The sequence below is a fragment of the Bacillus sp. FSL W8-0645 genome, from assembly GCF_038007905.1.
Classification (GTDB): Bacteria; Bacillota; Bacilli; order Bacillales; family Bacillaceae; genus Bacillus; species Bacillus pumilus.
In genome coordinates this window covers 2,003,648-2,028,738 of sequence record NZ_JBBOYC010000001.1, presented here as the reverse complement: position 1 = coordinate 2,028,738, position 25,091 = coordinate 2,003,648, and the positions used below count along the sequence as shown (strand labels likewise).

Sequence of the window (25,091 nt, the reverse complement as noted above, 5' to 3'; positions counted from 1 at the left end):
AGGATTTTTTTCATGAAAAGAAGAAAATGTGACAATTTCAAAAACGTCATGACAGTTGTTTTCAAGTAAGCACGAAATAAGGTAATATCATAAGTAAAGACTAAGACAGCAAGGATGAGACGATAGTGAAACAAATTAAAATTGTAACAGATTCAACTGTGGACCTTCCGCAAGAAAAAATCAATGATCTTTCCATTCACGTGATTCCGCTCAATATCTCCATTTCTGGGGTTGATTATATTGACCGAGTAAATATACAGCCAGATGAATTTATTGAAAAAATGGAGGCTGCTGAGGAATTGCCGAAAACGTCTCAACCTGCGATCGGTCAATTCGTCGAATTATATGAAAGGCTGACGGCAGATGGAAGCGAAGTCATTAGTATCCATTTAACGGGTGGGATGAGTGGTACGGTTCAAACTGCTGAAAGCGCTTCGAAAATGGTAGACGGAAACATCACGGTGATTGATTCAAACTTTATTTCATATGGATTAGGGTTTCAAGTCACCAAAGCAGCCGAACTTGCACAAAATGGTGCAAGCCGTGAAGACATCATCAAAGAAATGGATAAAATCCGACTTGGAACAAAGCTATTTGTCACAATTGATACATTAGAAAATCTCGTGAAAGGTGGAAGAATTGGAAGAGGGAAGGCGCTGATCGGCTCACTTCTTCACATCAAACCAATTGCCAGCTTAACAGACGGGGTATACACGCCAGAAGCGAATGTGCGAAGCTATTCTGCTCTTGTCCGCTATTTAACCAAACAGTATGTACAGGCGGTGAAAGGAAAAACAGTTCAAGCCATTGGGATAGCGCATGCAGATGCATTAGAACTCGCTGAAAAGCTTAAATCAGCGCTGCTTGATCATACACCTGAAGCACCTGTTGACATCGCCTACACAACACCGATTATTTCGTGTCACACTGGAAAAGGCGCAATAGGCTTTACTTTTTATACCGATTGACTTGAAAAAGGGGATGGACGTACCATGCTTAAAAAAAGGGGAGCCTCACTTGGTGCGCTTATTACCATAAGCGTGCTTCTTTTAGTCTCATGTTCAAATGGACAAATCAAAGATGCGCTAAATTATCAAATACAGCCGTTTGAATATGAAAATCAGGATGGGCAAAAGGTGTCATTGGATGATTTGAAGGGGAAAGTATGGGTGGCAGATTTTATTTTCACAAGCTGTGAAACGATCTGTCCGCCGATGACTGCACATATGACAGAGCTGCAAAAACGGTTAAAAGAAGAAAAATTGGATGCGCATATCATTTCCTTTAGCGTGGACCCGGAGGTAGATTCACCGAAAAAGCTAAAAGAATTTGCAAAAGCATATCCTTTATCCTTTAAAAATTGGGATTTCCTCACTGGCTATTCACAGTCTGCGATCGAAAAATTCGCAATGAAAAGCTTTAAAACCATTGTGAAGAAACCTGAAGATGAAGACCAAGTGATCCATCAGTCATTGTTTTTCCTAGTTGATCAAGAAGGGAAAGTGATGAAAAATTATGATGGTGTACAAAACACACCATATGATGACATCATCAAGGACATCAAAACGCTGATCCGAAGCTAGCATAAAGATGTTCAAATGAGCAAAAACATGATACACTTTTTTAATCAGAAAAAGGAGGGACATCATCGTTTGAAGGCTCGTTTGATTTTGATTGTGATGTCTCTAGCTTTTGTTCTTTCTGCATGTTCCGCGCAAGAGGCTGGCATAAAGGATAAACTAGAAGACACACAAGACGTAAAAGAACATATTACCATCGCAGCGGTTGGAGATTCCTTAACAGAAGGAATCGGAGATCAACAAAAAAAAGGATATGCAGGCATGACCCGTGACAAGTTAGAAGCGGTGGACGGCGTGCAATCTGTCACATTAAAAAACTATGCCATTAAAGGCAGTAGAACGGTAGATTTATTAAAAAGATTAAAAGAAAAAAAGGTTCAAGACGGCCTGAAAGATGCTGACTATATTTTCTTTACGATCGGCGGCAATGACTTAATGCATGTCGTTCGTCAAAATGTGCTCAATTTGACGTTTGCTCCTTTTCAAAAAGAGCAGGGGCCTTTTGAGGAGCGCTTTAAAACCATTCTTGCTCAACTGAGAGAACATAATGACCATGCGAAGATCATGTATGTAAGCATGTATAACCCCTTTAAATTCAGTCTCACTGAGCTAAGAGATATTGATGAAGTCGTCAAAGACTGGAATGCCGTTGCCAAAAAAGAACTGAAAAAAGACGGCAACGCTGATATGATCAATGTGGCCGATTTATTTGAAGAAGATTCTGATGAAAAATTACTGGCAGATGATGATTTCCACCCAAACCAAAAGGGGTACTCTCTTATGGCAAATCGTTTATTCTCCAAAGTGAAAAAAGAAGGACTGCCGAAGGAATAGGGTGAACGTATGAAAAAGTGGAAAAGCTTATTTTTTATTTTACTTGCAATCAATCTATTGATTGTACTTGTCTGCGGTATTTTGATGTTGCTGCCAGGCGGTCAATCCGCTTCAACTAAAGAATTGAAAAGCGAGTATTCTTTTAATATATCTAGCTCAAAGGAATCACTCACTAGCTTTATCAATGATTACTTGAAAAATCAAGGGACTAGTGATATGCCAGACTTTCATGTGGCGATTGATCAAGATGTGAAAGTAACAGGCGCCATTAAAGCTTTCTCTTCGACGATTGATGCAAACGTCTCATTTACGCCAACTGTCGAAGATAATGGTGATGTGCTTTTGAAAGTGGATGGCCTTTCAATTGGACAATTGAGCATTCCGATTAGTTTTGTTCTAAGCTACATGGGTCAGTTCTATGAACTGCCAGAATTCGTTCATGTGAAACCGGATCAAAAAACGGTTGAAGTGCGCCTTTCAGAAATGCCACTGACGAATGATATGTATGTGAAAGCAAACAAAATTGATCTACAGAACGATGAAATTGAGTTCTCATATTATCATCCAAAGCAATAGAAAGTGAGTCAGGAGTGAAATCATGAAGCGAGTCTATCAATATTTTAGTTTACTGTCGTTTTTATTTGCTGCGTATTTTGGCATGACAGCTGCCACTGATTTAAGAGCAGAAAATATCGATCAGTTTTACTTAAATATTGCCTATTGTGCATTATTTCTAGGTATCATGATTCTTGCTTTTGATTTTCAAAAGCAAGAAAAAGCTGAAGATGTCTCGTAAAGAGCCTTTCCTTTATGGAAAAGGCTCTTTTTATATTTGCTGAGACAAGACCACCTTCGCCATGAGCTCTGGCTCTCCATTAGCAAATCCATGAAGCAGAATGAGGTATGCGCGATTGGCTTGCAGATGAACTTTTGGGATATCAAGCAGTATACTTTGAGTGCCGGCGGCTTTCAATTCAAAATGATATTTATTCGGGGAGAAATGATGAATGTGAGTGCTGTTTACATAGTGAAGCTCCCTAGCTAACACCCCTTGATCACGTTCATATATATCAATGGAAGGAAGGTCTGGAGAAAGGTGGACAAATGTAAGAGCTGATAGGTCCTCATGTTGAATCAGAGGGTCTTGCCGCTCTGTCAGCAGCGCAAAACCTGCATGCGCACCTGTGATACATAGGGTATAAATCTCGTCACGTTTAATCATCATACGAGAATGAAGAACTCTTTGTTCTGTAGCTAGCTTGAACACTTCTATCTCATACATTCCCTCATCCCACTCCATATAAGCTGTTAACTGGCTGTAAGGCATTTTTTTCAAAACCTCATTCCGGTTCACATAAACAGTGAGCTCACTAAGATCTGGGGCAGCGTGAAAGAGCCGAATAAAGGCTTTGGATGAAGGGCTGCTTTGAGGGTGCTCGAAGCCCGCAGCGAGTGGACGGTATGGATGGTTATGATAAAAGAGCTGCTGCATGTATCAATCCCTACTTTCTTATGCGATGGTGTTTTTTGTAGCGTATGCATGAAAAAGACGATCTGTATAGGCAAAAGAAGCATAGAAAAAAGCCTGACGTTTTCCGTCAGGCCCGCATGTTAAGATGGAGAAGAATATTGATGATATTCAGCTAGCTTAATGAACGTTTTTTCATCCTCAATGAGACCACAAACACCGCACTGGACCTTTATTTGAGGACCTTGATAGCTCATGTGAAAAGGAGAAAGCTGCTCTCCATCGTATCTTTCGACAACTTTTCCGGTCGCAGGGTCCAGCTTCACAGGTTCTGAAAGCTGCTCAATCAGATTAAAGCGCGTTCTGTTCGTTTTACAGTTTGGACAAAGATAAGGGCTTGTCATGGTTGATTCCACCTCTTTTTATCCGTAGCATGTCCAATGCGCTAAATTCTATGCTTCATCCTTTTGACTTTTATCCAGCTTTTTAAATAATTTGATCATTGTTTTTAGTTCCTCGTCGTCGAATGACTCAAATCGCTCCATAAAGTATTCTGTTTTCTTTTTCTCAAAATGCTCAGTAATTTCCTTACCCTTATCGGTTAAGTGGATTTTAATGATGCGGCGATCCTCTTTAGAACGGATACGGGTGATCCAGCCCTTTTCTACGAGTGTGTCGGTCACAGCTGTGATATGGCTTGCTGACACCCCTAGAATGGACGCAAATTCCGTTACTTTTTTTGCACCTTGCTCACGAAGCAGATTTAAAATAAGAAATTCATTCCGAGATAATTCGTTTTCGAGCAGGCTGTTAATCTCATAACGGATCTGCTTAAATACGGTTCTCAGTAAAGTATCCATTTCATACATCATTTTTTTTCTTTGTTCCAATCATCAAACCCCCATTATATTGTAAAATACGACAAAATGCTTTCTTATATTTTAGGTATACAAGTCGTATCATTTTCATTATTTTTCATCATGTTATAATATGATGATACCATTTTTTAAATGAAGGGGGCACTAATATGTCTGAAAAACAAGAATTAGCCACATTTGCAGGAGGCTGCTTCTGGTGTATGGTTAAACCTTTTGATGAACAGCCGGGCATTATCAAAGTTGAATCAGGGTATACTGGCGGACATACAGTGAATCCGACCTATGAAGAAGTATGTACAAATACAACGGGACATAGAGAAGCGGTTCAAATCACGTTTGATCCAGATGTTTTCCCGTATGAAAAGCTATTAGAACTGTATTGGCAACAAATAGACCCAACAGATGATGGCGGGCAATTTGGTGATAGAGGAGAGTCCTACCGCACAGGTATTTATGTTCATCATGACGAGCAGAGAAAGCTTGCAGAGGCATCGAAAGAGAAGTTGAACGAAAGCGGCACTTTCCAAAAGCCAATTGTGACAGAAATTTTAGATGCTGCTCCTTTTTATCCCGCAGAGGAGTATCATCAGCACTATTATAAAAAGAACAAAATGCACTACGAACGATATCATGTCGGTTCTGGCAGAGCGGGTTTTATTGAGTCCCATTGGAGTGATAAATCATGACAAACGATAAAGAAAAACGACTAAAAGAATTAAACCGAATGCAGTATGAAGTCACACAAAATAATGGCACTGAGCCGCCATTTCAAAATGAATTCTGGGATCATAAAGAAGAAGGCATTTATGTAGATATCATTTCAGGCAAGCCGCTTTTTTCTTCTTTAGATAAGTTTGATGCCCATTGCGGATGGCCGAGTTTTACAAAGCCGCTTGAAGATGAGGAAGTAGCGGAGAAGGTGGATAAGAGCCATGGGATGGTGCGGACAGAGGTGCGCAGCAAGACAGCAGATTCTCATCTAGGGCATGTCTTTCCTGATGGACCAGGACCAAATGGTCTTCGGTATTGTATTAACTCGGCCGCTTTGAAGTTTATCCCAAAAGATGATCTTGAAAAAGAAGGCTATGGGGATTTGAAACATCTATTTAATTGATCTATTGAAAAATCGTCACATGGAAAGCATCTGCTTCCGTGTGACGATTTTTTATTTTTTATGATGCGTGTGATGTAATTGTTCAATGATGCGGAATAGCTTTTCTTTTGTAATGAGAGGCGCTTCATTGGATGTGTAATTGGTTAAGTCGACTTTTTGAAAGTCAGCGTGCAGTTTTGGTCGTGGTAAAATGGCATAAAATTGTTCATGCTCAAATAGTGCATCTGCTTCGTGCGGAAATGTAAGCTCTTCGTGAAGCTTTTCTCCAGGTCTTTTCCCGACAACGAGAATCTCCGGAGATGTGACATTGATTTGAGTAGCATATTCATGAAACGCTTTTAAGAGATCAGCAAGCTGTAATGACTCCATCTTGAGAATGAACGTTTCGCCGCCTTTCATCATGATGGCTGCTTGAAGTGTGAGGGAGACAGCCTCTTCGATGGACATAAAAAAACGTGTCATATGAGGATCAGTTACGGTCAAAGGTTTTTCATTTAACAACTGCTGGAGCATGATGGGAATGACGGAACCTCTTGATCCAAGCACATTGCCAAAACGCACAGAGCAAAACATTGTTTTTTGGTTCGGAATACTTTCGTTTGCTTGGAAAAATAGTTTTTCTGAAATCAATTTTGTTGCACCCATGGCATTTGTCGGAGAAACTGCTTTGTCAGTGGAGATGTTGACAACATGACTGACTTCATGTTCAATTGCGGCTTCAATGATGTGCTGCCCGCCGATAATATTTGTTTGTACGGCTTCAAACGGATTGTCTTCACAAGTGGGTACTTGTTTTAAGGCGGCTGCATGGAAAATGATATCAACGCCTTTGACGAGCTGTCTCACGCGGCTTGCATCTCGTACATCGCCTAAAGCGAAGGCAACTTCTGGCTGATCCCCATACTCATTTTTCATCATGTATTGTTTGCTGTCATCTTTGCTAAAGACGATAATCTTTTTTGGAGAGCATGATGTTAATTTTTTCACAATTTGACGTCCGATTGAACCTGTACCGCCTGTAACTAATATCGTTTTGTCACGAAAAAAAGCCTTCAAACTCGTTTCTATCTTTTTGGACATATCTAATCCCCCAACTCTCATTTCTCTACTTTGCATCATATGTGAAAGAGTGGTATCCGTTTGAGGAAAAGAACCACTTTCTATCTAAATTAGGTGAACACATTATAACCATCTGCTTGACGTTTTAATAGAATATGGAGAGATAAGAGAATAAGTAGAAAAATGAGAGACCTGAACACTTCAGTACTGCGATCAGCTCGGAAGATAATGAAGAGAGCTGTGCGCGAGGGGAGAAGGGAATACATGTATAGGGGAAATCGTATTTTAGCCTTGATACCAGCTTTTAGAAGCAGGCGCGATCAGCATGATGAACACATTCGCGTATTGGCGGAGCGGCCGCTCATCTATTGGACCATTCAGCCGTTACTGCAAATGATTGAGTTAGACGAAATCATCGTCTCTACAGAGGATGTCAATACACAAATCATTTCTTCTCACTACGGAGCTCGTGTGATTGAACTGCCAGACAGTCATGTAACAGAACAAACACCGTCACTCATAGCGGTGAAACACGCGCTTGCTTATTTAGAGCGTGAGGGGAAGACCTTTGATATTGTTTTATATTTGCATCCATCGTCTCCTTTAAGAGAGCCGGAAGATATTGAGAAATGCTTGCAGCTTCTAGTAGAAGGGAGCTATGACTGCATGGCATCTTTTACAGAGGCGCTAGAAAACCCAAATGAAACATGGACACTGCATGAGAATAATGAAGCCACTTTATATAAGGACAATCATTACTTTTTCATGCCAAAGCATGAGCAGCCATATACGTATGGTCGTTTAAATGGAGCAGTGTATGCTTTTCATGTTCCATATGCAAAAGAATGCATTCATTCCCTTTTAGAAGGATCTGTTGGAGCGTATATCATGGATCCCGAAAAATCACTCGTGGTGAAACAGGAGGAAGACCTTGAGAAAGCGGAGAAAGTCTTATTGGCTCGCCGAGATGCGGAGGGTTATGTATAAGATGAATTTCAACGAGAAAAGCGCCCAGTCATAGGGCGCTTTTTACGATCTTATAAAGCCTGTGTGGAAATGACTCAAATGTATTCCAGGAAACGACTTGTTCGTAATTGTTTCGTGCGATTGCTTTTCTTTTCTCAGCATTTGATCCATAATATTCAACCTTTTCTAGCAAATCGTCCTCATCTTTATAAAAAGCGAAGCTTGAAAAAATTTGAGGTGGTTGTAGATCCGTCAATTGAAAGCTTCCAGCTGCAGCGATATCAAACGCTCTATTGTTCAGGCTTACATTTTGAATCATGGCTTTGTTTTTGTTATAGGCAAATTGTGCCGGTCTGTGCGGGTTAAGAACAATCGCTGATTGCTGATAGATGTCCGCCATTTGCTGAGGGCTCAGCCAATTGGTCACTAATGTGAGACCTCGCTCATGTCTTCGTGACTTATTTAAAAGGCGATGCCATTCCTTACCTGCAACGAGAATCCGCCATTTGTTCTGTTGTAAGAGTGTATCGATGGCTTTCATGCGATTGGGATAAGGGTAGCCAATGAGTGTAATGTCATAGCTGCACATCTCTTCAGGCGATTCGTTTTTTTGAAAAATACGTGTATTTGTCGGAATGGGAAAGTAGTGGGCGTGACCTATGCCCAATCGTTTGTAAAGTGGCAAAGCTCCTTCATCAATCGTTAATATGAGCCGCGCATCACGTGTGCAAGCAGCCGATACATCTGTATAAAAGGGATCTTCTGTCATCCACAAAACAATCGGGATCTTTTCTTGTTTGAATTGATGAAGCACTTCGCTCGGAACATGATCACCGATCATCATCAAAACAAAATCCGGAGAAAATGTCCGGATTTTGTGCATGTGAGCGGGTAGAGATTCTCGGTCAATCTTTACACATGAAAAGGGGGAATCAATGAAGCTCTCTTCTACCCATTGATCAAACATGTGATAGATTCCGCCGTAGCCAGAGCTGATATAAAGAAACTTCATGATGGCCCTCTCACATTAAGATGTGAACGTAACACTTTCAACTTTATCTACATCTAATAAAGTCGTTGCAGAGCCTGTTGGTGTAACTGAGCTTTCTTGTGTAACAAATACAACACCCGTTGACGCATCGAATGATACGAATTGAACTGGCCCGATTAAGTCTCCTGAGTCAGTGACAATGCTAATGATGGTTCCTGGTACAAGTCTTGCAAAAATCCATCTTGCTGGCTGCGATACATCAAGTGTTGTAGCAGAATCTGAAGGTGATGCCTCGGCTGCCACTTCACTTAATAAATCATTTAATTTTTCTTCCATTTGTACGCCTCCTTCTTCAAGATTAACTGTTAATGTACGAGTAAGCGGTTTGAAAAACACTTTCAATAGTTCTTTTTTTAATTCGGCACGCTTGTCGCTCATTTTTTTCCCATCCTTTCTTCATCAATTCAAACTCACCCCTATGTATATGCCGTTCATTTTTTTTGGTATAAGCAGAGCGCTGATTCCTTGTTCTTTTTATCATTTAATCACTTCACACATTTTTAAAAATGTTTTCAAATACTGAGGCTAAATGAAGTGAATCTCATACTCTAGTAAAGATTAAATGCGAAGAGAGAGGGATTATGAATGGAATTTGATCAATTATTAAATGATTGGAACGAAGAATTACTAGAAGCAGAAGGAGTACTTGAAGTCATCTTGATTTTACTTCTTCTTCGTCTATTAGAAGAAAGTGAGGAAGAGAGTGTGTCAGACATCAAAGAATTACTTCGTCCGTGGCTTGAACTTGGCATTCCAGTGCCACGCGTTCATTTAGTCAATGGAGATGTCCTTCAAAACGTAGTTGTTGTGCAGCTCTTTGATACAGTAGCGGTCTTTAAAAACGCGACAAATCAGCTAAGAGTGAATGTACCTTACGTGAACATCGTCAGCTGGGGGGCTTTTTAATCTAATTAAAAAGGATAATGATCATGAAAGTATCGGTGATTTTAACAAGCTACAATAAACCTGATTTCATTGATCGTGTGCTAAAGAGTATGGTGGAACAAACGTATTCAAATTGGGAGCTTCTGATTATGGATGATGGCTCAGAACAAGGCACCATCCAAAAGATCCAGCCCTATTTAGACGATGAGCGCATTCATCTGTATTCACGCGCGGTTCATCCTGCAAAACGGCTGTTAACCGTACGGTATGCGACGCTTATTAATGAAGCGCTAACCCGTATAACAGGTGAGCTCATTTGTTATTTAACAGATGATACTGTGTATCATCAAGATCGTTTGCAGAAAATGGTGGATGTTTTTCAGTCGAAGCCTCATATCGATATCGTGTATTCCTCGCAGCGGGTCGTGCATGTTAATAAGCAATTAGTAGAGACGATGAGTTTTGTGCGTGAAGCAGACCAAATATTGGAGCATGCGTCCTTTCAAGTGGACCATTGTTCTGTCATGCACAGAAGGCGGTTGCTTCCGCTCATTCATGAAAAATACGGACAATATTGGGCTGATGAGCCTAAATACTGGCATCATGCAGATTCTGTTTTTTGGATGAGGCTGAATGATTTTGCTGCTTTTTTTCCATTAAGAGATGTACTTGATACAACGTATAAAACGCCTCATTCCTTTCATCATTTGTTTTCGAGTATGCCGTATGATCTCATTGACGGAACGGTGATTGAAAAGGAAGGGGGTTACTACCAAATCGCAGGTGGGAATCTTCATGAAATTGAAAGGTGCTGGGTGAACGAAAAAAACAGGCGCGCCATTCGGGTTCCGTCGTTATGTGCAATGAAATATGAGATGAAAGACATGCTGGTAGTACCTAATTATACAGTTGTCACGGCAGATCATGGGAAAACGTTTTATTATATTGAAGGTCAGAAAAAAAGGCGGTTTGCTTCAAAGCGTGACGTGCAATATTTTCAGTTTCATCCTAAGGATATCTATACGATTTCAAATGAACGGCTTCAGATGTATGAAGAGGGCGGCATGATTCAAGTATCACCAGTATTTAATCCGCCAAGCAGGCGGCTCTTTAAATGGAAACAAGATGTCTATTTACTGATGCATCATACTTTTTGCCGTATTGACCCTGAGGTTGTAAAGCGATTTGCTTTTTATCATCAGCCAATTAATTTATACCCTTCCCAATTTACGTTATTCGAGGAAGGGAAGTCGATCGTGCCGCTGTATATGGAATCGCTGCAAGAATTCGATATGTCTCTTTATCAAACATCAGGGCGAAAGCACTCCTCATAAGAGGTGTGCTCAGACCGTAGACAAACCCCACCTTTACTTCAAGTAAAAGTGGGGTTTTCACTGATTTTGATAAAATTTATCTGTTGTCTTAGGCTGGACATGGTTCTTTCCATGTCCAGTTTGCTAATTTTTTAAGATTCATGGCAGCGAAAGTAAGCATCGCTTGCATTGAAACTTTTTTTAGTCCACGAAGTTTCGTCCAACGCATACCATGCTTTTCTTTTGCATCCGCAAAAACGCGTTCAATTGTTTCTTTCCGTTTTGCATAGATGTTTTTATTCATTTGAGTGTGTCTTAGATGGTCTGCTTCATCTAGGTAGTCCTGCCAAATATGTCGGTGAATCTGTTTGGTGTGATTTTGACTTTGTGTACAGTTCTCTAACAACGAGCAGGACTTACATACCTCTGAAACGGACGCATATTGTTTATAACCCTCTCTAGTCGTTGTACGATAAGAGAGGATTTGCCCGTTTGGGCAAATGTAACAATCAAAATGTGCGTCATACACATATTCATTCTTTTTCAAGTAACCAGCTTTTGTTCTCGGACGAGTGTAAGGCATGACAGGTCTTATCTCTTGATCCATTAAAAACTTAGCAATGTAAGGTGTTTTATATCCAGCATCTACTGCGACTACATTTGGTTTTCCGACTTTCTCTGTCACCTTTGATACAAGTGAATCCAACATACGACTATCATGAACATTTCCACCTGTGACCAGTGATCCTAAAATAAATCCTTTTGAATCACAAGCTGTATGAAATGAATAAGCAAATGATTTTTCACGTTCATCCTTTACATAATAGCCACTCTCTGGGTCAGTCGTACTGATCTTGATTTCTTTTGTTTCTTCTTTATTCTGTAGGGGTAAAGGCTTTTTTCCATGTTCTTCACGATCAATATTGATCTCCTCATGAAGCTGATTTTGATAACTTCTCGTCTCTACTCGAACGATTTTCTTTTCAAGTTTTTTCTTATTAGCGTTCGCTTTTACATGAGTTGAATCAATGAAGGCGATAGAAGGGTCAACGAGCCCTTTTTTCATCGCTTCTCTTAAGATTCGATAAAAAATTTGTTCAAATAAATCTGTATCGTGGAAGCGTCTCACATAGTTTTTACCGAAGGTAGAAAAGTGCGGAATTTTCTCGGAAAACCCATACCCAATAAACCAACGATAAGCCACATTGGTTTCGATTTCTTTAATGGTTTGACGCATGGAGCGAATGCCAAATAGATATTGAATTAAGACCATTTTAATGAGAACAACAGGATCAACACTTGGTCTACCATTGTCAGAACTATAATGATCTTTGACAAGATCATAAACGAAGTCAAAATCAATCGCTTGATCAATTTTTCGCACAAGATGATCTTCAGGCACTAATTCATCTAAAGCCACTACTTCTAATTGGTTTCGTCTTTCTTCTTCACGTTTCGATAACATGTTCATCCCCCACAGAATTGTGTTATTACCCTTATTATACAAAAAAGCTTGTAGACTTTGTCTACAAGCTGAGCACTCCTCATAAGAGGTGTGCTTTTTTGACGCTATTGACAAAAAAAGCAGGAAGTTGCAAGGAAAAAGCGAAACATGAAAGGACAGGAGAACGTGTGATGAAGATGATCAAGCCGCTGAAAATCCGGCAATAGATGCCGGTTTTTCGGCACTGAAAGTGAGGGGGAAAGAATGGGGAAGGTTGTCGAAAGAGCGGACTGGTTTGAATTAATTTTAGAAGCCATTGATGAAGCCATCCATGTTGTAGATGATCAAGGAATGACGATCTTTTACAATCATAATGCCGCTAAGTTTGACTGTTTACAAAAAGAAGAGGTGATTGGCAAGTACATCCTTGATGTGTATCCCTCTTTAACAGAAAAAACAAGTACACTCATGCATGTTTTGAGAACAGGGAAGCCCATTTATCATTCACTGCAAACCTATTTGAATAAAAACGGCGAAAGAATTGAGACCGTCAACACGACATTGCCTATTATTGAAGACAGTCAGTTAATAGGTGCGGTCGAAGTCGCAAAAGATGTATCGAAGCTGTCAGCCCTTTCTAATCGTTTAGATCAAAAAAAACGAATACACGATGCGGCTGGGGCTGAACAAATGCATGATTTTTCTTCATTTTTAACAAATGATCCACTCTTAAAAGAAATGCTTGAAAAGGCAAAAAAAGCTGCTGCTTATCCGTCATCAGTTGTTGTCTACGGGGAAACAGGGACAGGGAAAGAAGTGCTCGTTCAAGCCATCGTTCATGAATCTGACCGGAAAAACAAAGTGTTCATTCCGCAAAACTGTGCAGCACTCCCAGAATCGCTACTTGAGAGCCTATTATTCGGATCTGTCAAAGGGAGCTATACAGGCGCAATTGATCGCAAGGGGCTCTTTGAATTGGCTGATGGAGGCACGCTTTTTCTTGATGAGCTGCAAGCGATGCCGATCACGTTGCAGACGAAATTATTACGTGTGTTAGAAGATGGCGTGGTGCGTCGCATTGGGGATGCAAAAGCGATTCAAGTAGATGTAAGACTCATTACGGCACTCAATATGGACCCATTTGAAGCGGTGAAAAAGCAAATATTAAGAGAAGACTTATTTTATAGACTGCATGTGTCATCTTTTCATATCCCGCCACTTCGTGAGAGAAAGCAAGACATCCCGCTGCTTTCCCGCCATTTCATTCAAACCTATCATCAGCAGTTTTCAAAAAACGTCAAACGCCTTTCTGAAGAAACAAAGCAATTGTTTATGGCTCACCACTGGCCAGGAAACGTTCGAGAATTAAAACATACCATTGAGCATGCCGTATTGATGATGCCAAAGGAAGCGGAAGACATCACACCTTCATACCTTCCTGCTCATTTACGTACGCAGAATCTTGAGGAAGAAACACTCGATGCCTCCTTAAAAAGTCAGGTTTCTTCATTTGAACAAACACTTATTCAAGAAGCTTTAAACAAGCATCATGGCAATATTAAAAAAACCGCTGCCGCTTTAAAAATCCCTCGACAAACACTGCAATATAAACTGAAGAAATATGCAGATGCCGAAATATAGGCATCACCATCCATTGAATACCACGGGTAAAGCTCCTTTTATAAAGAATAGGGGCATTTCCCCATGTTGGCACATAACTTGCATAGTATAAGGTGAATGCTGATAGGGGGAATGGATATGAATCAAAAACTATATGAACCGGCGCGTCATTGGAAGGACATTGAGCTTTGGAAAGATGTCCCTGAGGAAAAGTGGAACGACTGGATTTGGCAGTTGACGCATACCGTTAAGACGCTTGATGATTTAGAAAAAATCGTAAACTTAACAGAAGAGGAAAGAGAAGGGGTGAAGATCTCCACCAAAACCATTCCACTCAACATTACACCCTACTATGCCTCATTGATGAATCCAGACGATCCAAGATGTCCAGTACGTATGCAATCTGTGCCAATTGCAGAGGAGCTTCATAAAACAAAATATGACCTGGAAGACCCACTGCATGAAGATGAAGACTCACCTGTCCCGGGGTTAACGCATCGGTACCCAGATCGTGTGCTCTTTCTTGTAACAAATCAGTGCTCCATGTATTGCCGCTATTGTACGAGAAGACGTTTTTCCGGCCAGATCGGTATGGGCGTGCCAAAAAAGCAGTTAGATGCTGCCATTGGATATATTAGAGAAACACCTGAGGTGCGGGATGTGTTAATTTCCGGCGGAGATGGACTCTTAATCAATGATCAAGTGCTTGAATACATTTTGAAAAACTTACGAGACATTCCGCATGTTGAAATCATTCGCATAGGCACACGCGCGCCGGTCGTCTTTCCGCAGCGCATTACAGATGAGCTGTGCGAAATTTTGAAAAAATATCATCCGGTTTGGCTGAATACCCATTTCAATACAAGCATTGAAATTACGAAAGAAGCAAAAGAAGCGTGCGAACGACTTGTAAATGCCGGCGTTCCTGTTGGTAATCAGGCCGTCATCCTCGCAGGTATTAACGACAGTGTGCCGATTATGAAGAAGCTGATGCACGATCTCGTGATGATACGGGTCAGACCTTATTATATTTATCAGTGTGATTTATCTGAAGGAATTGGCCACTTTAGAACACCAGTATCAAAAGGCCTTGAGATCATTGAAGGCTTAAGAGGGCATACGAGCGGCTATGCCGTGCCAAGCTTTGTTGTGGATGCACCAGGAGGCGGAGGAAAGATCGCCCTGCAGCCAAATTATTTATTATCGCAAAGCCCTGACAAAGTCGTTCTTCGTAACTTTGAAGGTGTCATCACCTCTTACCCTGAACCAGAGCATTACGTCGCAGGCCAGGCAGATGCGTATTTTAATGAAATTTATGAAGAGAAACAAGATCCCGCAATTGGTATTACCGCACTTTTTGAGGATGAAGCGAAATCGTTTACGCCAGAGAATTTAAGCCGGATGAAACGAAGAGAAGCATATGAGACAAATCCTGTGCATGACACACTCAAAAACAAACGTGAAAAACGAGATGAATTAAAAGAGAAAAAATATCAAGCGCAGCTCAAAAAAGATCAAACTGTAAAGGAGGAGAAATAACCTTGCTGACATGTGATTGGTGTGAAGAAAATAAAGCAAACGCAGAGCAGACAACCGTCTATTGGGAACTGATCACTGGCACACAATCCATTGAAATCATCGAAACACCGTCCATTTCCTGCATGCACTGCGGTATGACATATCAAAAGGATGAGACGGTCAAAGAGATAGAGGATCAATTAATTTTAGTGGATCAGACAAAACTTCCAGAAAAAATTTCATACGAAGAATTAATGAACATGGAGCGGTTATTAAAGCGAAATTACTTTGACTTTTCATCATAAGTTGTACCTCCGCCTATACAAGTCATCAAATTGCTGTATAATATAACAACAAAATAGAGTGTCGCGGAGGGAAAAACAGGTGAAGTCGTTTTACCATTATTTAATGAAGTACAGACATCCAAAACCGAAAGATGAAATCAGCCATTTTGCAAATGCTGCTTATGAGGATCACAGCTTCCCGAAAGCGTCCACTGATTATCATGAGCTGTGTGCCTATTTAGAATTAAACGGCGATTATTTAAGCTCAATGACAACATTTGACGAAGCGTTTGAGCAATATGATGTAGAAGTCAAAAAAAAATAACACACAACCGCTTTTTCCAGATGGGAGAAGCGGTTTTTTGATGAGAAATAAAATGGCGTTTTGCATGGTGTGGTTGCCCATGCAGAATTCCTTGCGCCGGCATACGATACGTTAAGACCAAAAGTCGGGCAAGGGGGAGACAGAATGAAGGCGAAAGCACCAAAATATCAAGTAGGGGATATTGTCGTCGTTGTCATGTACGGCACAGTCGGAACGATTACAAAAGTCCATCAAATTGACCAGCACTATTTGTATGAGGTCAATCATAATGAGGTGCTTTATTTTGAAACATCACTTCAGCTTTACGATGAGTACGAAGGGGTGATTGTGGATACAGAAAAGCTGGACATTGAATATGAGTTCCTCATTGGCGATGTTGTATATGTAAAAGATTACGGAAAAGAGCTATTTAAAATTATTGGTCATCGGACTGAAATATGGCGATACCTTGATGATGGCTGGGAAGATGTCATTTACGAACTCACAAGGCTAAAGGACGGAGAGTGGCTGGAAACAGAAGAGGAAGACTTAACGCTTGTCCTGAGGAAATATGAGATGGACCAGTTCGTGCATCAGCTTCTTTTTGTGCATTACGTCGGAGAAACCTCAAAAGAAATGGAAGAAGATATGGTGCAAACGGCTCTATTACAATTAGAAGAGAAACAAGAAAGCGAAGCATCACTAGAATTTCTCGCTGTATCTATAGTGGATGAGCTTCTTGATATTTATAATGACTATAAAATTCTCTACGAATTTTTCGAAGATCCAGAATACAAGGACATGATGGATTTTATATTGGAAAGTTTACACGAGCATTTTGGTTAAAGAAAGACTTGTCCTAACACGAATAAAAAATAAGGCACACAGAAAAAAACAATCACATAAAACCATCCCCTCAAGATACGGCCCATCACCTGATCAAACGTTTCTCCATCTAATATGCTGAACCATTTCATTGCCTCAAACCCCTTTTCTTTTTGTTTATTGCATTTATATGTATGGAATGAGCCATTATGACAAACTGTAATAAAAAACAGGCGTCGTTCATACATCATAAAAAAGGAGGCGGAATGTCATGAAAGAAGCAGATTTGGTGATCGATACAGAGGAAATTGCGGAATTCTTCTACATGGAGCTGGTCAAAAGAGGGTACATACCTGCTGAGCTGGAAACGTTTGAGCTGGCTGACATTACGTTTGAATATATGCTGAAAAAAACAATGATAGTTGAAGAAGAGGCGTGGTAGGCACTATACTTTGAAGAGATTCTGAAGAGAGAGGGAGGAGAATCTTTCGCGTGTATATCCTATTTCTTTTGATTTTATTTGGCGCCATAGCTGCGCTCATGGTATCTGGAGCGGGTCAAGCATTGGACAACCAGATCATCTTATGGTTTGAGAGCATCAGACTCCCTTTTTTAAATGATGTCATGCTGACTTTGACGGACTTTGGCATTAGTGCGCTTCTCGTGCCCATCATGCTCATTTTTAGTGTCGTCCTATTCATGTATAAGCGCTATTACTCTATCATGATGCTTTTTCTATTATATCTCACAGAAAAAACCATCAATCATGAACTAAAGGGGCTGTTTGCTAGAGAACGCCCGGCCTTTGATCATCTTGTCAATGAAACGTATTACAGCTTTCCGAGCGGACATTCGATGAATGCAGCCACAATCTATCCATTTATAGCTTATCTATTCGTTGAACTGATTCCATGGCTGAAAGAAAGACAAAAAATCGTCTACTTGATCACAGGGATCTGTGTTCTTATGATTGGGATCAGCAGAATGTATATCGGCGTTCATTTTTTGACAGATGTTGCAGGCGGTTTTGCGATAGGACTTGCTTTATTTCTCATTTGTAAAAAGATTGACGGAAAATTGTCTGTCATTCGACAAAAATAGAAGAAGGAAATTGACAGATCCCAGCCAATTTTATATAAAAGGGGAGGGATTTGAATGCAATTGACGTTGAGATTTTTTCAAAAGAAACCTTCAGCATTTCACTTAACCATTTATCAGACACCTGAATATGGCGCTGCAAGCGGGCATCAGCCTGTGTACCGGACAAAGATTGGCGGCAGAACACACCTGGATGTTCTGGAAAAAGCATTCTCGACATTTAATGTACATGATACAGTCCCTAGTGATTACAATGCACGGTTTATGACAACAGGCGATATTGTTGTGATTGATGATAAGAAAAAAGGAAAGTGCTATTATCAGCTTTTTCCGGCAGGATGGAAACGCAGTGAGCGACTGTTGACGATGAGTTAAATAGAGATTTTCGATGCCAGCTTGAGCTTCAGCTGGTATTTTCTTTTTTGGGCTCAATCGTTTATACTAAATAGGACAAATCACATAGTAAACGTAAGTGGAGGCTAAAAAAATGAGTGTACATATTGGAGCAGAAAAAGGACAAATTGCAGAAACGGTATTGCTGCCAGGCGATCCGCTTCGTGCGAAATATATTGCAGATACATATTTAGAAGATGTCGAATGCTATAACGAAGTGCGCGGAATGTATGGTTATACTGGGACCTACAAAGGAAAGCGCGTTTCTGTACAAGGGACCGGAATGGGCGTACCTTCTATTTCGATTTATGTGAATGAACTCATTCAAAGCTATGATGTTCAAAACTTAATCCGCGTCGGATCTTGCGGGGCTATCAAAAGGGATGTCAACGTACGTGATGTCATTTTAGCTCAGACATCTTCAACAGATTCACAAATGAATCGTGTGGCGTTTGGACCGATTGATTACGCACCTTGCGCTGATTTTGGACTGCTTAAGAAAGCATACGACACAGCAGAAGCAAAAAATGTCGCTGTACGTGTCGGTAATGTATTTACAGCAGACCAATTTTACAATGAAAAACCACTTGAGCTCATGGCTCAATACGGAATTCTAGCAATTGAAATGGAAACAACCGCTCTATATTCGCTTGCAGCAAAATTTGATCGAAAAGCGTTATCCATTCTGACAGTGAGTGATCATGTTCTCACAGGAGAAGAAACAACGGCTGAAGAGCGTCAAACGACATTTGACGAAATGATCTTAATTGCGCTAGACTCCGTTTTATAATAGTATAAAGGGTGTGCTACGATGTAGCGCATCTTTATTTTTTTAGAAGAGCAAAAGGAAGGTATGTCATGAAGAAAAGCTATAAAATACTCTCAATCGCATCGATTCTTGGTTTGACAGCCGCACTATCGGGCTGCCAGTTGCTGGATCAAAAAAGCGGTACATCTGAATCGAACAAAACAAACGAACAAAAGAGCGCAGCAAATTCATCTACCCAGCAAAACTCAAACAATACAGCAGATTCATCGGATCAAGAGCTGACGTTAAAGAGTGAATATTTCAATGACATCAAAGTGGTAAGCGGGCTGAAAACCATTCAAAATCCTGCAAACGTGCTAGCACTTGTCAACAAAGAATACGCATTACCAGGAACCTATAAACCTTCTGATCTCGTTGTACCAAAAGTAGAATTCTCTTTTTCAGAGAATATTGAAAAACGATATATTCGTAAAGAAGCAGCGGAAGCACTTGAGACATTATTCAAAGATGCGAAAAAGAAAAACTTCGAGCTGGCTGCCGTATCTGGCTATCGCTCCTATGACCGTCAAAAGGTCATTTTTGATAGTGAAGTCAAGTTAAAAGGCAAAGACAAAGCGCAAGAAGCAGTAGCTTTACCAGGCGAAAGTGAGCACCAAACAGGCCTTGCAATGGACATTTCCTCAAAAAGTGCCGGTTTTGACATCTCTGAAAAGTTTGGTGAAACACCTGATGGCAAATGGGTGGCTAAAAACGCCTATAAATATGGTTTTATCATTCGTTATCCAAAAGGAAAAGAAGACATTACAAAATATGAATATGAACCGTGGCATCTGCGCTATGTTGGAAAAGAAGCAGCAAAAGCGATGCATGATCACGATTTAACATTTGAAGAGTACATGAACAAAGTGAAGAAAATTTAATCAAAGTAAAAGGCCTCCCAGCTATTCGGGGGCCTTCCAGATTGTTGACAAAGGGCTAAAATGATTTTTATTTTAGCCCTTTGTCTTCTTTTTCAGCGTGATAGAAAACCTTTGCAGTCTAGGAAGGACGAGCACTGGCGCGGAGCGAATTTGTCATTCGTGAGCACCAGCGCGCAGGACTGACACCGAATGCGAGGGTTTGTCTACACGCTGAAAGGCCTCCCAGCTATTCGGGGGGCCTTCTTTATTCTTCTTTTAAAAAAAGAACAATCCTGCTAATGCGAAACCTGTAATGAAACCAAGCCCGATGCCATAAGCGGCACCCCAGCCGTAATACCCTCCGTAATAACCAAAGCCAAAGCCGCCGCGAGAACCGCCGACTGGACGAATATACACTTTGCGGTTTGTCACCCGCTCAATGCGTCCGACATGTACTCTGCCATTATGATCTGTGATTCTAGCGACTTTCCCCATATGCTGCTGACAAAGCTTTTGATAGCGCTCCATATTTTTCCTCCTTATGACAAACTCTATTCACTCTTATCCTATGCGAGAGACCTCATAGAGTTTGGACAAAACATATAGGAGATTCGCTCATTTTATACGGTACATTCAAATAGAATGTGGCTTAGCTGCTTTCGGTGCGCTTGAATCAGATCGTAGTGTGTTTGCATCGTTTCGTAAAGAGAAGGTGGGATATATTCAGATAATTCCATTTCTGTCGGCTCCTCTTGTACCATGTGTTCATCAAATGAGAGAATGCGAACGTCATGAAATCCTGCTGCTTTTAGCTGCTCCTTCCATTCTTCAAGTGAAAAGAGTGCGTGAAACCCGTAAAAATCTCGAACGGCGGCAAGCTCCTTCTGTGTAAGGGGAGCTTTTAATACTGCTTCATTTGCAATCAGTTGACTTCCAGGGGCAAGCACGCGTTTGACCTCAGCAAGTGCAACAGGAAGGTTGGTGAAGCTCAAAACAGATTCACTGATCAGAAGAGTAAACGCTTCATCTGGAAATGGCAACTGTTCAATCGATGCTTGCAATGCGCGGATCGGCAGTTCTTCTCGCTCAAATCGCAAATTGGCCTTTTCAATCATCAAAGGGTGTGTATCAATCGCCTCCACCTGATAACCGATATTGCCTAAATATGCCGCCGTTTGTCCTGTCCCGCATCCCGCATCCAGTATGCGCGCATCCGGCGTCAATTTTATATGCCCAAGCATCGTTTTTGTTAACTCAATTCCACCAGGATGGGCACTAGATACGCCAAAATAGGCAAGCATTTCTACATAATCACTCATAAAATCCCTTCTTTCCTTATCAAGTTCCTCTTTAAAGATTATGCAATGTAAGGTCAAATGGCTTATCTTTTCAAAGAGAACTTCGATCCTTTGGTTGACGGATGATGCATCGTCCTTGATAATAATGAAAGGAGATAAAGGTGGTGTTTTTTTGAAAAAACAATTTAAGATCGTCATCGCTATTTTGGTGACAGCGGCACTGTCCTCAGCGATTACATTTGTGATCACAAAACAAGGGACTGTCAATGTCTCAGGAGATGAGAAGTTTAGTAAACTCATGGCTGCGTATACGAAAGTAAAAGATGAGTATTACGAAAAAACGGATGATCAAAAACTAGTAGATGGTGCGATTCAAGGAATGATCGCATCACTTGATGATCCATACTCTACATATATGGATCAGGAGGAAGCCGAAGGATTTAACAACACCATTTCTTCATCATTTGAAGGAATTGGTGCACAAGTAGAAGAGAAGGATGGACAAATTTTAATTGTCGCACCGATAAAAGGCTCTCCTGCTGAAAAAGCCGGGTTGAAACCTCATGATCGTATTTTAAAGGTGGATGGAAAAAGCACAAAAGGCATGTCGGTCAATCAAGCAGTCTCTCTCATCAGAGGGAAAAAAGGAACGGATGTCAAGCTGCACCTTAACCGTCAAGGAGTGGGAAATGTTGATGTGACCATCACAAGAGACACCATTCCAGTTGAAACAGTGTATGCAAAACTCACAAAAGACAAAATAGGGGAAATTCAAATTACGTCCTTTGCTGAAACAACGTCAAAAGAGTTAGATAAAGCCATTGATGACCTCGAGAAAAAAGGGGCAAAAGGGTTTGTCATTGACCTGAGAGATAATCCAGGCGGCATTATGACAGAAGCGATTGAAATGAGTAATGACTTTATCGATAAAGGGAAAGTCATCATGCAAGTTGAAGAAAAAGGGAAGAAAGAAGAGTACAAGGCTGAAAAAGAACGTAAAGTTCATCAGCCGGCAGTTGTCCTTGTAAATGGTGGCTCAGCCAGCGCTGCAGAAATCATGGCGGCGGCTCTGCACCAATCTTCAGGTATCAAAATTATTGGTGAAAAGACATTTGGTAAAGGAACTGTTCAAAATGCACAAAGCTATAATGATGGTTCTAGCGTCAAATTAACCATTGCCAAGTGGCTGACACCGAATGGTTCATGGATTCACAAAAAAGGAATTGAACCACAGGTTAAAGCATCGCTCCCAAGTTATGCAAAGCTGCCATACTTAAGCCCGAAAAAAACGTATCAGTTGAATGACAATGGAGATGAAGTCAAAGCGGCTCAAAAAATGTTTCAAGCGCTTGACTACAAAGCAAAAGCAAATGGTGAGTACGATCAAGCCTTCCAGACGATCGTCAAAAGCTTCCAAACAGACAACGATCTGAAAGCAGACGGAATTCTGACGGGAGATACAACGACAGTACTGATGACAAAGATCCAAAATAAGCTAAAGAACAATGATACTCAAATGAAAAAAGCGATTGAAGTCTTGAAAAAAGAAATGAAATAAAGAAAGAGCAGTCCTCTTAGGGGGACTGCTCTTTCTATGTTTACGCGTTGTTTCCAATCGCTTCTGTTTTGTCTTGATCTTTTTCAAATAGATCATTCATGACAGAATTGGATGTGACCTTCTTTTGGAAGAATGGATTTAAGATTAGGATGACCACAACGTTTGCTAGTAAACCAAGAAAACCTTCATAAAGACCGAACGTGACTTGTGAGATATTGGCTGTAAAGGTGACAATGATGCCAACAACTAGCCCCGCAATCGTTGCTTCTCTCGATTGTTTTTTCCAGAACAAGCTGATCGCAATGGCTGGGAAGATTTGAACCATCCCTGAAACACCAATGAGCTGAAGCGTCACAAGTGCTGTTGGGAAGAGCATTCCGAATAGAAGAGCCAGTCCGATCACGATAAACACCATTGAACGAGTGATGATGGTCAATCTTTTAGGTGATACATTCGGATGAATTAAGTCACGATATAAATTATTGGCAAATAAATTCGATGCACCAATGGCCATGATCGAGCATGGAATAAGGGAAGCCAGTGCAATCGTTGAATAAGCAAGACCCTGCATCACGCCGCCATATGATGTTTGAATTAAATGAAGAAGTGCAAATCTTGGATTCGTATCTTCTGGTAAGACCAAAAAGGCAATAAATCCAAGGAAGATGACCAAAATCAATACGATGTTATAAAGAGGCAAAAACATGCTGTTTTTACGGATAGCATCTGCACTTTTTGCTGTAAATACGCCTGTTGCCGCATGTGCCCACATAAACAAAGCAAGGGCAGAAACACCTGAAGCGGTAATGAACCATAAAATGCCTTTAGGACCCCCGTCAGGAATTGTCAGAAGCTGTGGCGCTTCCTTAGCTAACGTATTCATCATCGGAGTCCAGCCGTTAAAATGAATGATTGGCAGTGAAACCACCATAAACAGCATGATGACCCAAACGAGAATATCCTTAATAATGGCTGTATATGTAGGGCCTTTAATCCCGCTGAAAAATGTATAAAGTGCGACTAAAATAAATGAAATAATAACAACTGCATTCACATTAATATAACTAGTTCCAGCGACAGTTAACGTATCTTGAATCCCGCTCAGTTGAAGACAAATATAAGGAATGAGCATAAGTACTCCAATAATTGCAATGAGACTGGATAACAGCTTGCTGTCAAAGCGCTCACGTGCATAATCAGCGAGCGTTGTGAGATTGTGATTTTTCGCCACCGCCCATAGCTTTGGTAAGAAGAAATAAGCAATAAAATACGCTAGAACTGAATAGGGGATAGCGAAAAAAGCGACACTTCCAGCTGTATAGGCTGTACTAGTGAGCCCTAAAAAGGTATAAGCTGTATATAAATCTGCACCAACGAGGAACCAGACGAGCAGCCCGCCAAATTTTCTCCCGCCGACAGACCATTCCTCTACTGACTGTCTGGATGATTTATCACGGCCAGCGGCAAATCCAATGACCACGACGATGAAAATGATACTTGCTGTAATCAATAAAGCTGTCAAATTTCCTTGCATTAGTCAGTTCCTCCATTTGAATGTTGCATCCGGTAAATGATGAATGTACAGACTGGTGTGAGAACAATCCATAGTAAGAGCCAGAAGTGGAAAAAAGGCAGGCCTATTACAAATGGATGGATACGATTCGCAAAGGGCAGCAGTGCGAGCTGTCCGATGAATGGAATCGCTATAAGTAGTGCGAGCATCAATTTTTTATTCATGATTTCCTCCTGAATTTTTTGTAATTTCATAATAATAGCAGTTGTCAGATTAGATCACAAGACCATTTTCAGAAAAAACAATCATTTTGAAGAATAGCATACTAATATAACGCTTTCATTCTTAAAAAGGAGAAAAAGTGGAGGTGAAAAGGGATAAAGCGAAAAGAAAATATGCAGAAATAATATTTAAACCAAA

Annotated in this window: 32 protein-coding genes; 21 read left to right on the top strand and 11 right to left on the bottom strand. The window is 40.7% G+C overall.

Annotation, left to right across the window (positions count from 1 at the left end; genetic code table 11):
• Window positions 1-125 precede the first annotated feature (125 nt).
• The 5 genes from NST39_RS10145 (at window position 126) to ypmT (ending at window position 3,210) form a co-directional block, all read left to right on the top strand.
• Entirely contained in the window at window positions 126-968 is an 843-nt protein-coding gene (locus NST39_RS10145) for a DegV family protein (RefSeq protein ID WP_003215944.1), read from the top strand.
• Window positions 969-992: 24 nt separating this feature from the next.
• Entirely contained in the window at window positions 993-1,583 is a 591-nt protein-coding gene (locus NST39_RS10140) for an SCO family protein (RefSeq protein WP_044141179.1), read from the top strand.
• Between the two features lie 69 nt (window positions 1,584-1,652).
• Complete coding sequence (locus NST39_RS10135; protein ID WP_065098210.1) at window positions 1,653-2,414, top strand: SGNH/GDSL hydrolase family protein; 762 nt, start codon at window positions 1,653-1,655, stop codon at window positions 2,412-2,414.
• Between the two features lie 9 nt (window positions 2,415-2,423).
• Window positions 2,424-2,990, top strand: a complete 567-nt coding sequence (locus tag NST39_RS10130; RefSeq protein ID WP_341028201.1) for a YpmS family protein — start codon at window positions 2,424-2,426, stop codon at window positions 2,988-2,990.
• A gap of 22 nt (window positions 2,991-3,012) precedes the next feature.
• Entirely contained in the window at window positions 3,013-3,210 is a 198-nt protein-coding gene (gene ypmT, locus NST39_RS10125; protein ID WP_044141182.1) for a protein YpmT, read from the top strand.
• Window positions 3,211-3,240: 30 nt separating this feature from the next.
• Here ypmT and NST39_RS10120 read toward each other — a convergent pair whose 3' ends face one another.
• The 3 genes from NST39_RS10120 to NST39_RS10110 form a co-directional block, all read right to left on the bottom strand.
• Window positions 3,241-3,906: a DUF4397 domain-containing protein gene (locus tag NST39_RS10120; RefSeq protein ID WP_341028198.1), complete on the bottom strand. Its 666-nt coding sequence runs from the start codon at window positions 3,904-3,906 to the stop codon at window positions 3,241-3,243.
• A gap of 119 nt (window positions 3,907-4,025) precedes the next feature.
• Complete coding sequence (locus NST39_RS10115) at window positions 4,026-4,286, bottom strand: DNA alkylation repair protein (RefSeq protein ID WP_341028196.1); 261 nt, start codon at window positions 4,284-4,286, stop codon at window positions 4,026-4,028.
• 48 nt (window positions 4,287-4,334) lie between these two features.
• Window positions 4,335-4,754 (bottom strand): MarR family transcriptional regulator, encoded by a 420-nt coding sequence (locus NST39_RS10110; RefSeq protein WP_371475140.1) that lies wholly within the window; start codon window positions 4,752-4,754, stop codon window positions 4,335-4,337.
• Window positions 4,755-4,909: 155 nt separating this feature from the next.
• On the opposite strand from NST39_RS10110, the gene msrA reads away from it, so the two are divergent.
• Entirely contained in the window at window positions 4,910-5,446 is a 537-nt protein-coding gene (msrA, locus tag NST39_RS10105) for a peptide-methionine (S)-S-oxide reductase MsrA (protein WP_044141185.1), read from the top strand.
• Window positions 5,443-5,874 (top strand): peptide-methionine (R)-S-oxide reductase MsrB, encoded by a 432-nt coding sequence (gene msrB, locus NST39_RS10100; RefSeq protein ID WP_065098207.1) that lies wholly within the window; start codon window positions 5,443-5,445, stop codon window positions 5,872-5,874. Before msrA ends, msrB begins: the two co-directional genes overlap by 4 nt.
• Before the next feature lie 51 nt (window positions 5,875-5,925).
• On the opposite strand, the gene NST39_RS10095 is transcribed toward msrB, so the two are convergent.
• A complete protein-coding gene (locus NST39_RS10095; protein WP_341028189.1) occupies window positions 5,926-6,954 on the bottom strand; it encodes an SDR family NAD(P)-dependent oxidoreductase in 1,029 nt (342 codons plus the stop codon).
• A 243-nt stretch (window positions 6,955-7,197) separates the two neighbouring features.
• On the opposite strand from NST39_RS10095, the gene NST39_RS10090 reads away from it, so the two are divergent.
• Window positions 7,198-7,920 (top strand): acylneuraminate cytidylyltransferase family protein, encoded by a 723-nt coding sequence (locus tag NST39_RS10090; RefSeq protein WP_340960965.1) that lies wholly within the window; start codon window positions 7,198-7,200, stop codon window positions 7,918-7,920.
• Window positions 7,921-7,948: 28 nt separating this feature from the next.
• Here NST39_RS10090 and NST39_RS10085 read toward each other — a convergent pair whose 3' ends face one another.
• Window positions 7,949-8,911, bottom strand: a complete 963-nt coding sequence (locus tag NST39_RS10085; protein WP_341028186.1) for a CgeB family protein — start codon at window positions 8,909-8,911, stop codon at window positions 7,949-7,951.
• 15 nt (window positions 8,912-8,926) lie between these two features.
• Window positions 8,927-9,328, bottom strand: a complete 402-nt coding sequence (locus tag NST39_RS10080; RefSeq protein ID WP_341028183.1) for a hypothetical protein — start codon at window positions 9,326-9,328, stop codon at window positions 8,927-8,929.
• 207 nt (window positions 9,329-9,535) lie between these two features.
• Between NST39_RS10080 and cgeC the strand changes: the two genes are divergently transcribed.
• Complete coding sequence (cgeC, locus tag NST39_RS10075) at window positions 9,536-9,856, top strand: spore maturation protein CgeC (RefSeq protein ID WP_341028180.1); 321 nt, start codon at window positions 9,536-9,538, stop codon at window positions 9,854-9,856.
• Window positions 9,857-9,873: 17 nt separating this feature from the next.
• Complete coding sequence (locus NST39_RS10070) at window positions 9,874-11,169, top strand: glycosyltransferase family 2 protein (RefSeq protein WP_341028178.1); 1,296 nt, start codon at window positions 9,874-9,876, stop codon at window positions 11,167-11,169.
• A gap of 88 nt (window positions 11,170-11,257) precedes the next feature.
• On the opposite strand, the gene NST39_RS10065 is transcribed toward NST39_RS10070, so the two are convergent.
• Entirely contained in the window at window positions 11,258-12,613 is a 1,356-nt protein-coding gene (locus tag NST39_RS10065) for an IS1182 family transposase (RefSeq protein WP_341028175.1), read from the bottom strand.
• A gap of 243 nt (window positions 12,614-12,856) precedes the next feature.
• Here NST39_RS10065 and NST39_RS10060 point away from each other — a divergent pair, with 243 nt between their 5' ends.
• The 10 genes from NST39_RS10060 (at window position 12,857) to NST39_RS10015 (ending at window position 20,323) form a co-directional block, all read left to right on the top strand.
• A complete protein-coding gene (locus NST39_RS10060; protein WP_065098201.1) occupies window positions 12,857-14,233 on the top strand; it encodes a sigma-54 interaction domain-containing protein in 1,377 nt (458 codons plus the stop codon).
• A gap of 117 nt (window positions 14,234-14,350) precedes the next feature.
• Complete coding sequence (gene ablA / locus NST39_RS10055) at window positions 14,351-15,751, top strand: lysine 2,3-aminomutase (RefSeq protein WP_341028173.1); 1,401 nt, start codon at window positions 14,351-14,353, stop codon at window positions 15,749-15,751.
• Between the two features lie 2 nt (window positions 15,752-15,753).
• Entirely contained in the window at window positions 15,754-16,035 is a 282-nt protein-coding gene (locus tag NST39_RS10050) for a YokU family protein (protein WP_341028171.1), read from the top strand.
• Window positions 16,036-16,114: 79 nt separating this feature from the next.
• Entirely contained in the window at window positions 16,115-16,339 is a 225-nt protein-coding gene (locus tag NST39_RS10045; RefSeq protein WP_044141194.1) for a YozE family protein, read from the top strand.
• Between the two features lie 144 nt (window positions 16,340-16,483).
• Window positions 16,484-17,164: a hypothetical protein gene (locus tag NST39_RS10040; RefSeq protein WP_341028169.1), complete on the top strand. Its 681-nt coding sequence runs from the start codon at window positions 16,484-16,486 to the stop codon at window positions 17,162-17,164.
• Between the two features lie 250 nt (window positions 17,165-17,414).
• Complete coding sequence (locus NST39_RS10035; protein WP_003216084.1) at window positions 17,415-17,585, top strand: YozD family protein; 171 nt, start codon at window positions 17,415-17,417, stop codon at window positions 17,583-17,585.
• 50 nt (window positions 17,586-17,635) lie between these two features.
• The gene (locus tag NST39_RS10030; protein WP_106065449.1) at window positions 17,636-18,244 is read left to right on the top strand and encodes a phosphatase PAP2 family protein; all 609 of its coding nucleotides are present in this window, start codon (window positions 17,636-17,638) and stop codon (window positions 18,242-18,244) included.
• A 54-nt stretch (window positions 18,245-18,298) separates the two neighbouring features.
• Window positions 18,299-18,616, top strand: a complete 318-nt coding sequence (locus NST39_RS10025; RefSeq protein WP_044141196.1) for a YodL domain-containing protein — start codon at window positions 18,299-18,301, stop codon at window positions 18,614-18,616.
• A gap of 112 nt (window positions 18,617-18,728) precedes the next feature.
• Window positions 18,729-19,424: a purine-nucleoside phosphorylase gene (gene deoD, locus NST39_RS10020; protein ID WP_012010274.1), complete on the top strand. Its 696-nt coding sequence runs from the start codon at window positions 18,729-18,731 to the stop codon at window positions 19,422-19,424.
• 68 nt (window positions 19,425-19,492) lie between these two features.
• Window positions 19,493-20,323 carry a M15 family metallopeptidase gene (locus NST39_RS10015; RefSeq protein ID WP_341028167.1) on the top strand — a complete coding sequence of 277 codons (831 nt, stop codon included), beginning with the start codon at window positions 19,493-19,495 and terminating at the stop codon, window positions 20,321-20,323.
• Window positions 20,324-20,578: 255 nt separating this feature from the next.
• On the opposite strand, the gene NST39_RS10010 is transcribed toward NST39_RS10015, so the two are convergent.
• Both NST39_RS10010 and NST39_RS10005 read right to left on the bottom strand, forming a co-directional pair.
• Window positions 20,579-20,830, bottom strand: a complete 252-nt coding sequence (locus NST39_RS10010) for a hypothetical protein (RefSeq protein WP_341028165.1) — start codon at window positions 20,828-20,830, stop codon at window positions 20,579-20,581.
• Window positions 20,831-20,922: 92 nt separating this feature from the next.
• Window positions 20,923-21,621, bottom strand: coding sequence for a class I SAM-dependent methyltransferase (locus tag NST39_RS10005; protein WP_341028163.1), 699 nt, complete (start codon window positions 21,619-21,621; stop codon window positions 20,923-20,925).
• Between the two features lie 151 nt (window positions 21,622-21,772).
• Here NST39_RS10005 and NST39_RS10000 point away from each other — a divergent pair, with 151 nt between their 5' ends.
• Window positions 21,773-23,158 (top strand): S41 family peptidase, encoded by a 1,386-nt coding sequence (locus NST39_RS10000; protein ID WP_340911210.1) that lies wholly within the window; start codon window positions 21,773-21,775, stop codon window positions 23,156-23,158.
• A gap of 40 nt (window positions 23,159-23,198) precedes the next feature.
• Here the strand turns inward: NST39_RS10000 and NST39_RS09995 are convergent, their stop codons facing one another.
• Both NST39_RS09995 and NST39_RS09990 read right to left on the bottom strand, forming a co-directional pair.
• Window positions 23,199-24,692: a sodium:solute symporter family protein gene (locus NST39_RS09995; RefSeq protein ID WP_341028162.1), complete on the bottom strand. Its 1,494-nt coding sequence runs from the start codon at window positions 24,690-24,692 to the stop codon at window positions 23,199-23,201.
• Window positions 24,692-24,895: a DUF3311 domain-containing protein gene (locus NST39_RS09990; RefSeq protein ID WP_044141201.1), complete on the bottom strand. Its 204-nt coding sequence runs from the start codon at window positions 24,893-24,895 to the stop codon at window positions 24,692-24,694. The genes NST39_RS09995 and NST39_RS09990 overlap by 1 nt, the downstream gene beginning before the upstream one ends.
• Window positions 24,896-25,091 lie beyond the last annotated feature (196 nt).

What these genes read in the sequence shown, in the direction of transcription:
- NST39_RS10140 (WP_044141179.1), top strand. Translation starts at nt 993, where the DNA reads ATGCTTAAAAAAAGGGGAGCCTCACTTGGTGCGCTTATTACCATAAGC.
- NST39_RS10130 (WP_341028201.1), top strand. Translation starts at nt 2,424, where the DNA reads ATGAAAAAGTGGAAAAGCTTATTTTTTATTTTACTTGCAATCAATCTA.
- ypmT (WP_044141182.1), top strand. Translation starts at nt 3,013, where the DNA reads ATGAAGCGAGTCTATCAATATTTTAGTTTACTGTCGTTTTTATTTGCT.
- NST39_RS10120 (WP_341028198.1), bottom strand. Translation starts at nt 3,906, where the DNA reads ATGCAGCAGCTCTTTTATCATAACCATCCATACCGTCCACTCGCTGCG.
- NST39_RS10115 (WP_341028196.1), bottom strand. Translation starts at nt 4,286, where the DNA reads ATGACAAGCCCTTATCTTTGTCCAAACTGTAAAACGAACAGAACGCGC.
- NST39_RS10110 (WP_371475140.1), bottom strand. Translation starts at nt 4,754, where the DNA reads ATGATGTATGAAATGGATACTTTACTGAGAACCGTATTTAAGCAGATC.
- msrA (WP_044141185.1), top strand. Translation starts at nt 4,910, where the DNA reads ATGTCTGAAAAACAAGAATTAGCCACATTTGCAGGAGGCTGCTTCTGG.
- msrB (WP_065098207.1), top strand. Translation starts at nt 5,443, where the DNA reads ATGACAAACGATAAAGAAAAACGACTAAAAGAATTAAACCGAATGCAG.
- NST39_RS10095 (WP_341028189.1), bottom strand. Translation starts at nt 6,954, where the DNA reads ATGTCCAAAAAGATAGAAACGAGTTTGAAGGCTTTTTTTCGTGACAAA.
- NST39_RS10090 (WP_340960965.1), top strand. Translation starts at nt 7,198, where the DNA reads ATGTATAGGGGAAATCGTATTTTAGCCTTGATACCAGCTTTTAGAAGC.
- NST39_RS10085 (WP_341028186.1), bottom strand. Translation starts at nt 8,911, where the DNA reads ATGAAGTTTCTTTATATCAGCTCTGGCTACGGCGGAATCTATCACATG.
- NST39_RS10080 (WP_341028183.1), bottom strand. Translation starts at nt 9,328, where the DNA reads ATGAGCGACAAGCGTGCCGAATTAAAAAAAGAACTATTGAAAGTGTTT.
- cgeC (WP_341028180.1), top strand. Translation starts at nt 9,536, where the DNA reads ATGGAATTTGATCAATTATTAAATGATTGGAACGAAGAATTACTAGAA.
- NST39_RS10070 (WP_341028178.1), top strand. Translation starts at nt 9,874, where the DNA reads ATGATCATGAAAGTATCGGTGATTTTAACAAGCTACAATAAACCTGAT.
- NST39_RS10065 (WP_341028175.1), bottom strand. Translation starts at nt 12,613, where the DNA reads ATGTTATCGAAACGTGAAGAAGAAAGACGAAACCAATTAGAAGTAGTG.
- NST39_RS10060 (WP_065098201.1), top strand. Translation starts at nt 12,857, where the DNA reads ATGGGGAAGGTTGTCGAAAGAGCGGACTGGTTTGAATTAATTTTAGAA.
- ablA (WP_341028173.1), top strand. Translation starts at nt 14,351, where the DNA reads ATGAATCAAAAACTATATGAACCGGCGCGTCATTGGAAGGACATTGAG.
- NST39_RS10040 (WP_341028169.1), top strand. Translation starts at nt 16,484, where the DNA reads ATGAAGGCGAAAGCACCAAAATATCAAGTAGGGGATATTGTCGTCGTT.
- NST39_RS10035 (WP_003216084.1), top strand. Translation starts at nt 17,415, where the DNA reads ATGAAAGAAGCAGATTTGGTGATCGATACAGAGGAAATTGCGGAATTC.
- NST39_RS10025 (WP_044141196.1), top strand. Translation starts at nt 18,299, where the DNA reads ATGCAATTGACGTTGAGATTTTTTCAAAAGAAACCTTCAGCATTTCAC.
- deoD (WP_012010274.1), top strand. Translation starts at nt 18,729, where the DNA reads ATGAGTGTACATATTGGAGCAGAAAAAGGACAAATTGCAGAAACGGTA.
- NST39_RS10015 (WP_341028167.1), top strand. Translation starts at nt 19,493, where the DNA reads ATGAAGAAAAGCTATAAAATACTCTCAATCGCATCGATTCTTGGTTTG.
- NST39_RS10010 (WP_341028165.1), bottom strand. Translation starts at nt 20,830, where the DNA reads ATGGAGCGCTATCAAAAGCTTTGTCAGCAGCATATGGGGAAAGTCGCT.
- NST39_RS10005 (WP_341028163.1), bottom strand. Translation starts at nt 21,621, where the DNA reads ATGAGTGATTATGTAGAAATGCTTGCCTATTTTGGCGTATCTAGTGCC.
- NST39_RS09995 (WP_341028162.1), bottom strand. Translation starts at nt 24,692, where the DNA reads ATGCAAGGAAATTTGACAGCTTTATTGATTACAGCAAGTATCATTTTC.
- NST39_RS09990 (WP_044141201.1), bottom strand. Translation starts at nt 24,895, where the DNA reads ATGAATAAAAAATTGATGCTCGCACTACTTATAGCGATTCCATTCATC.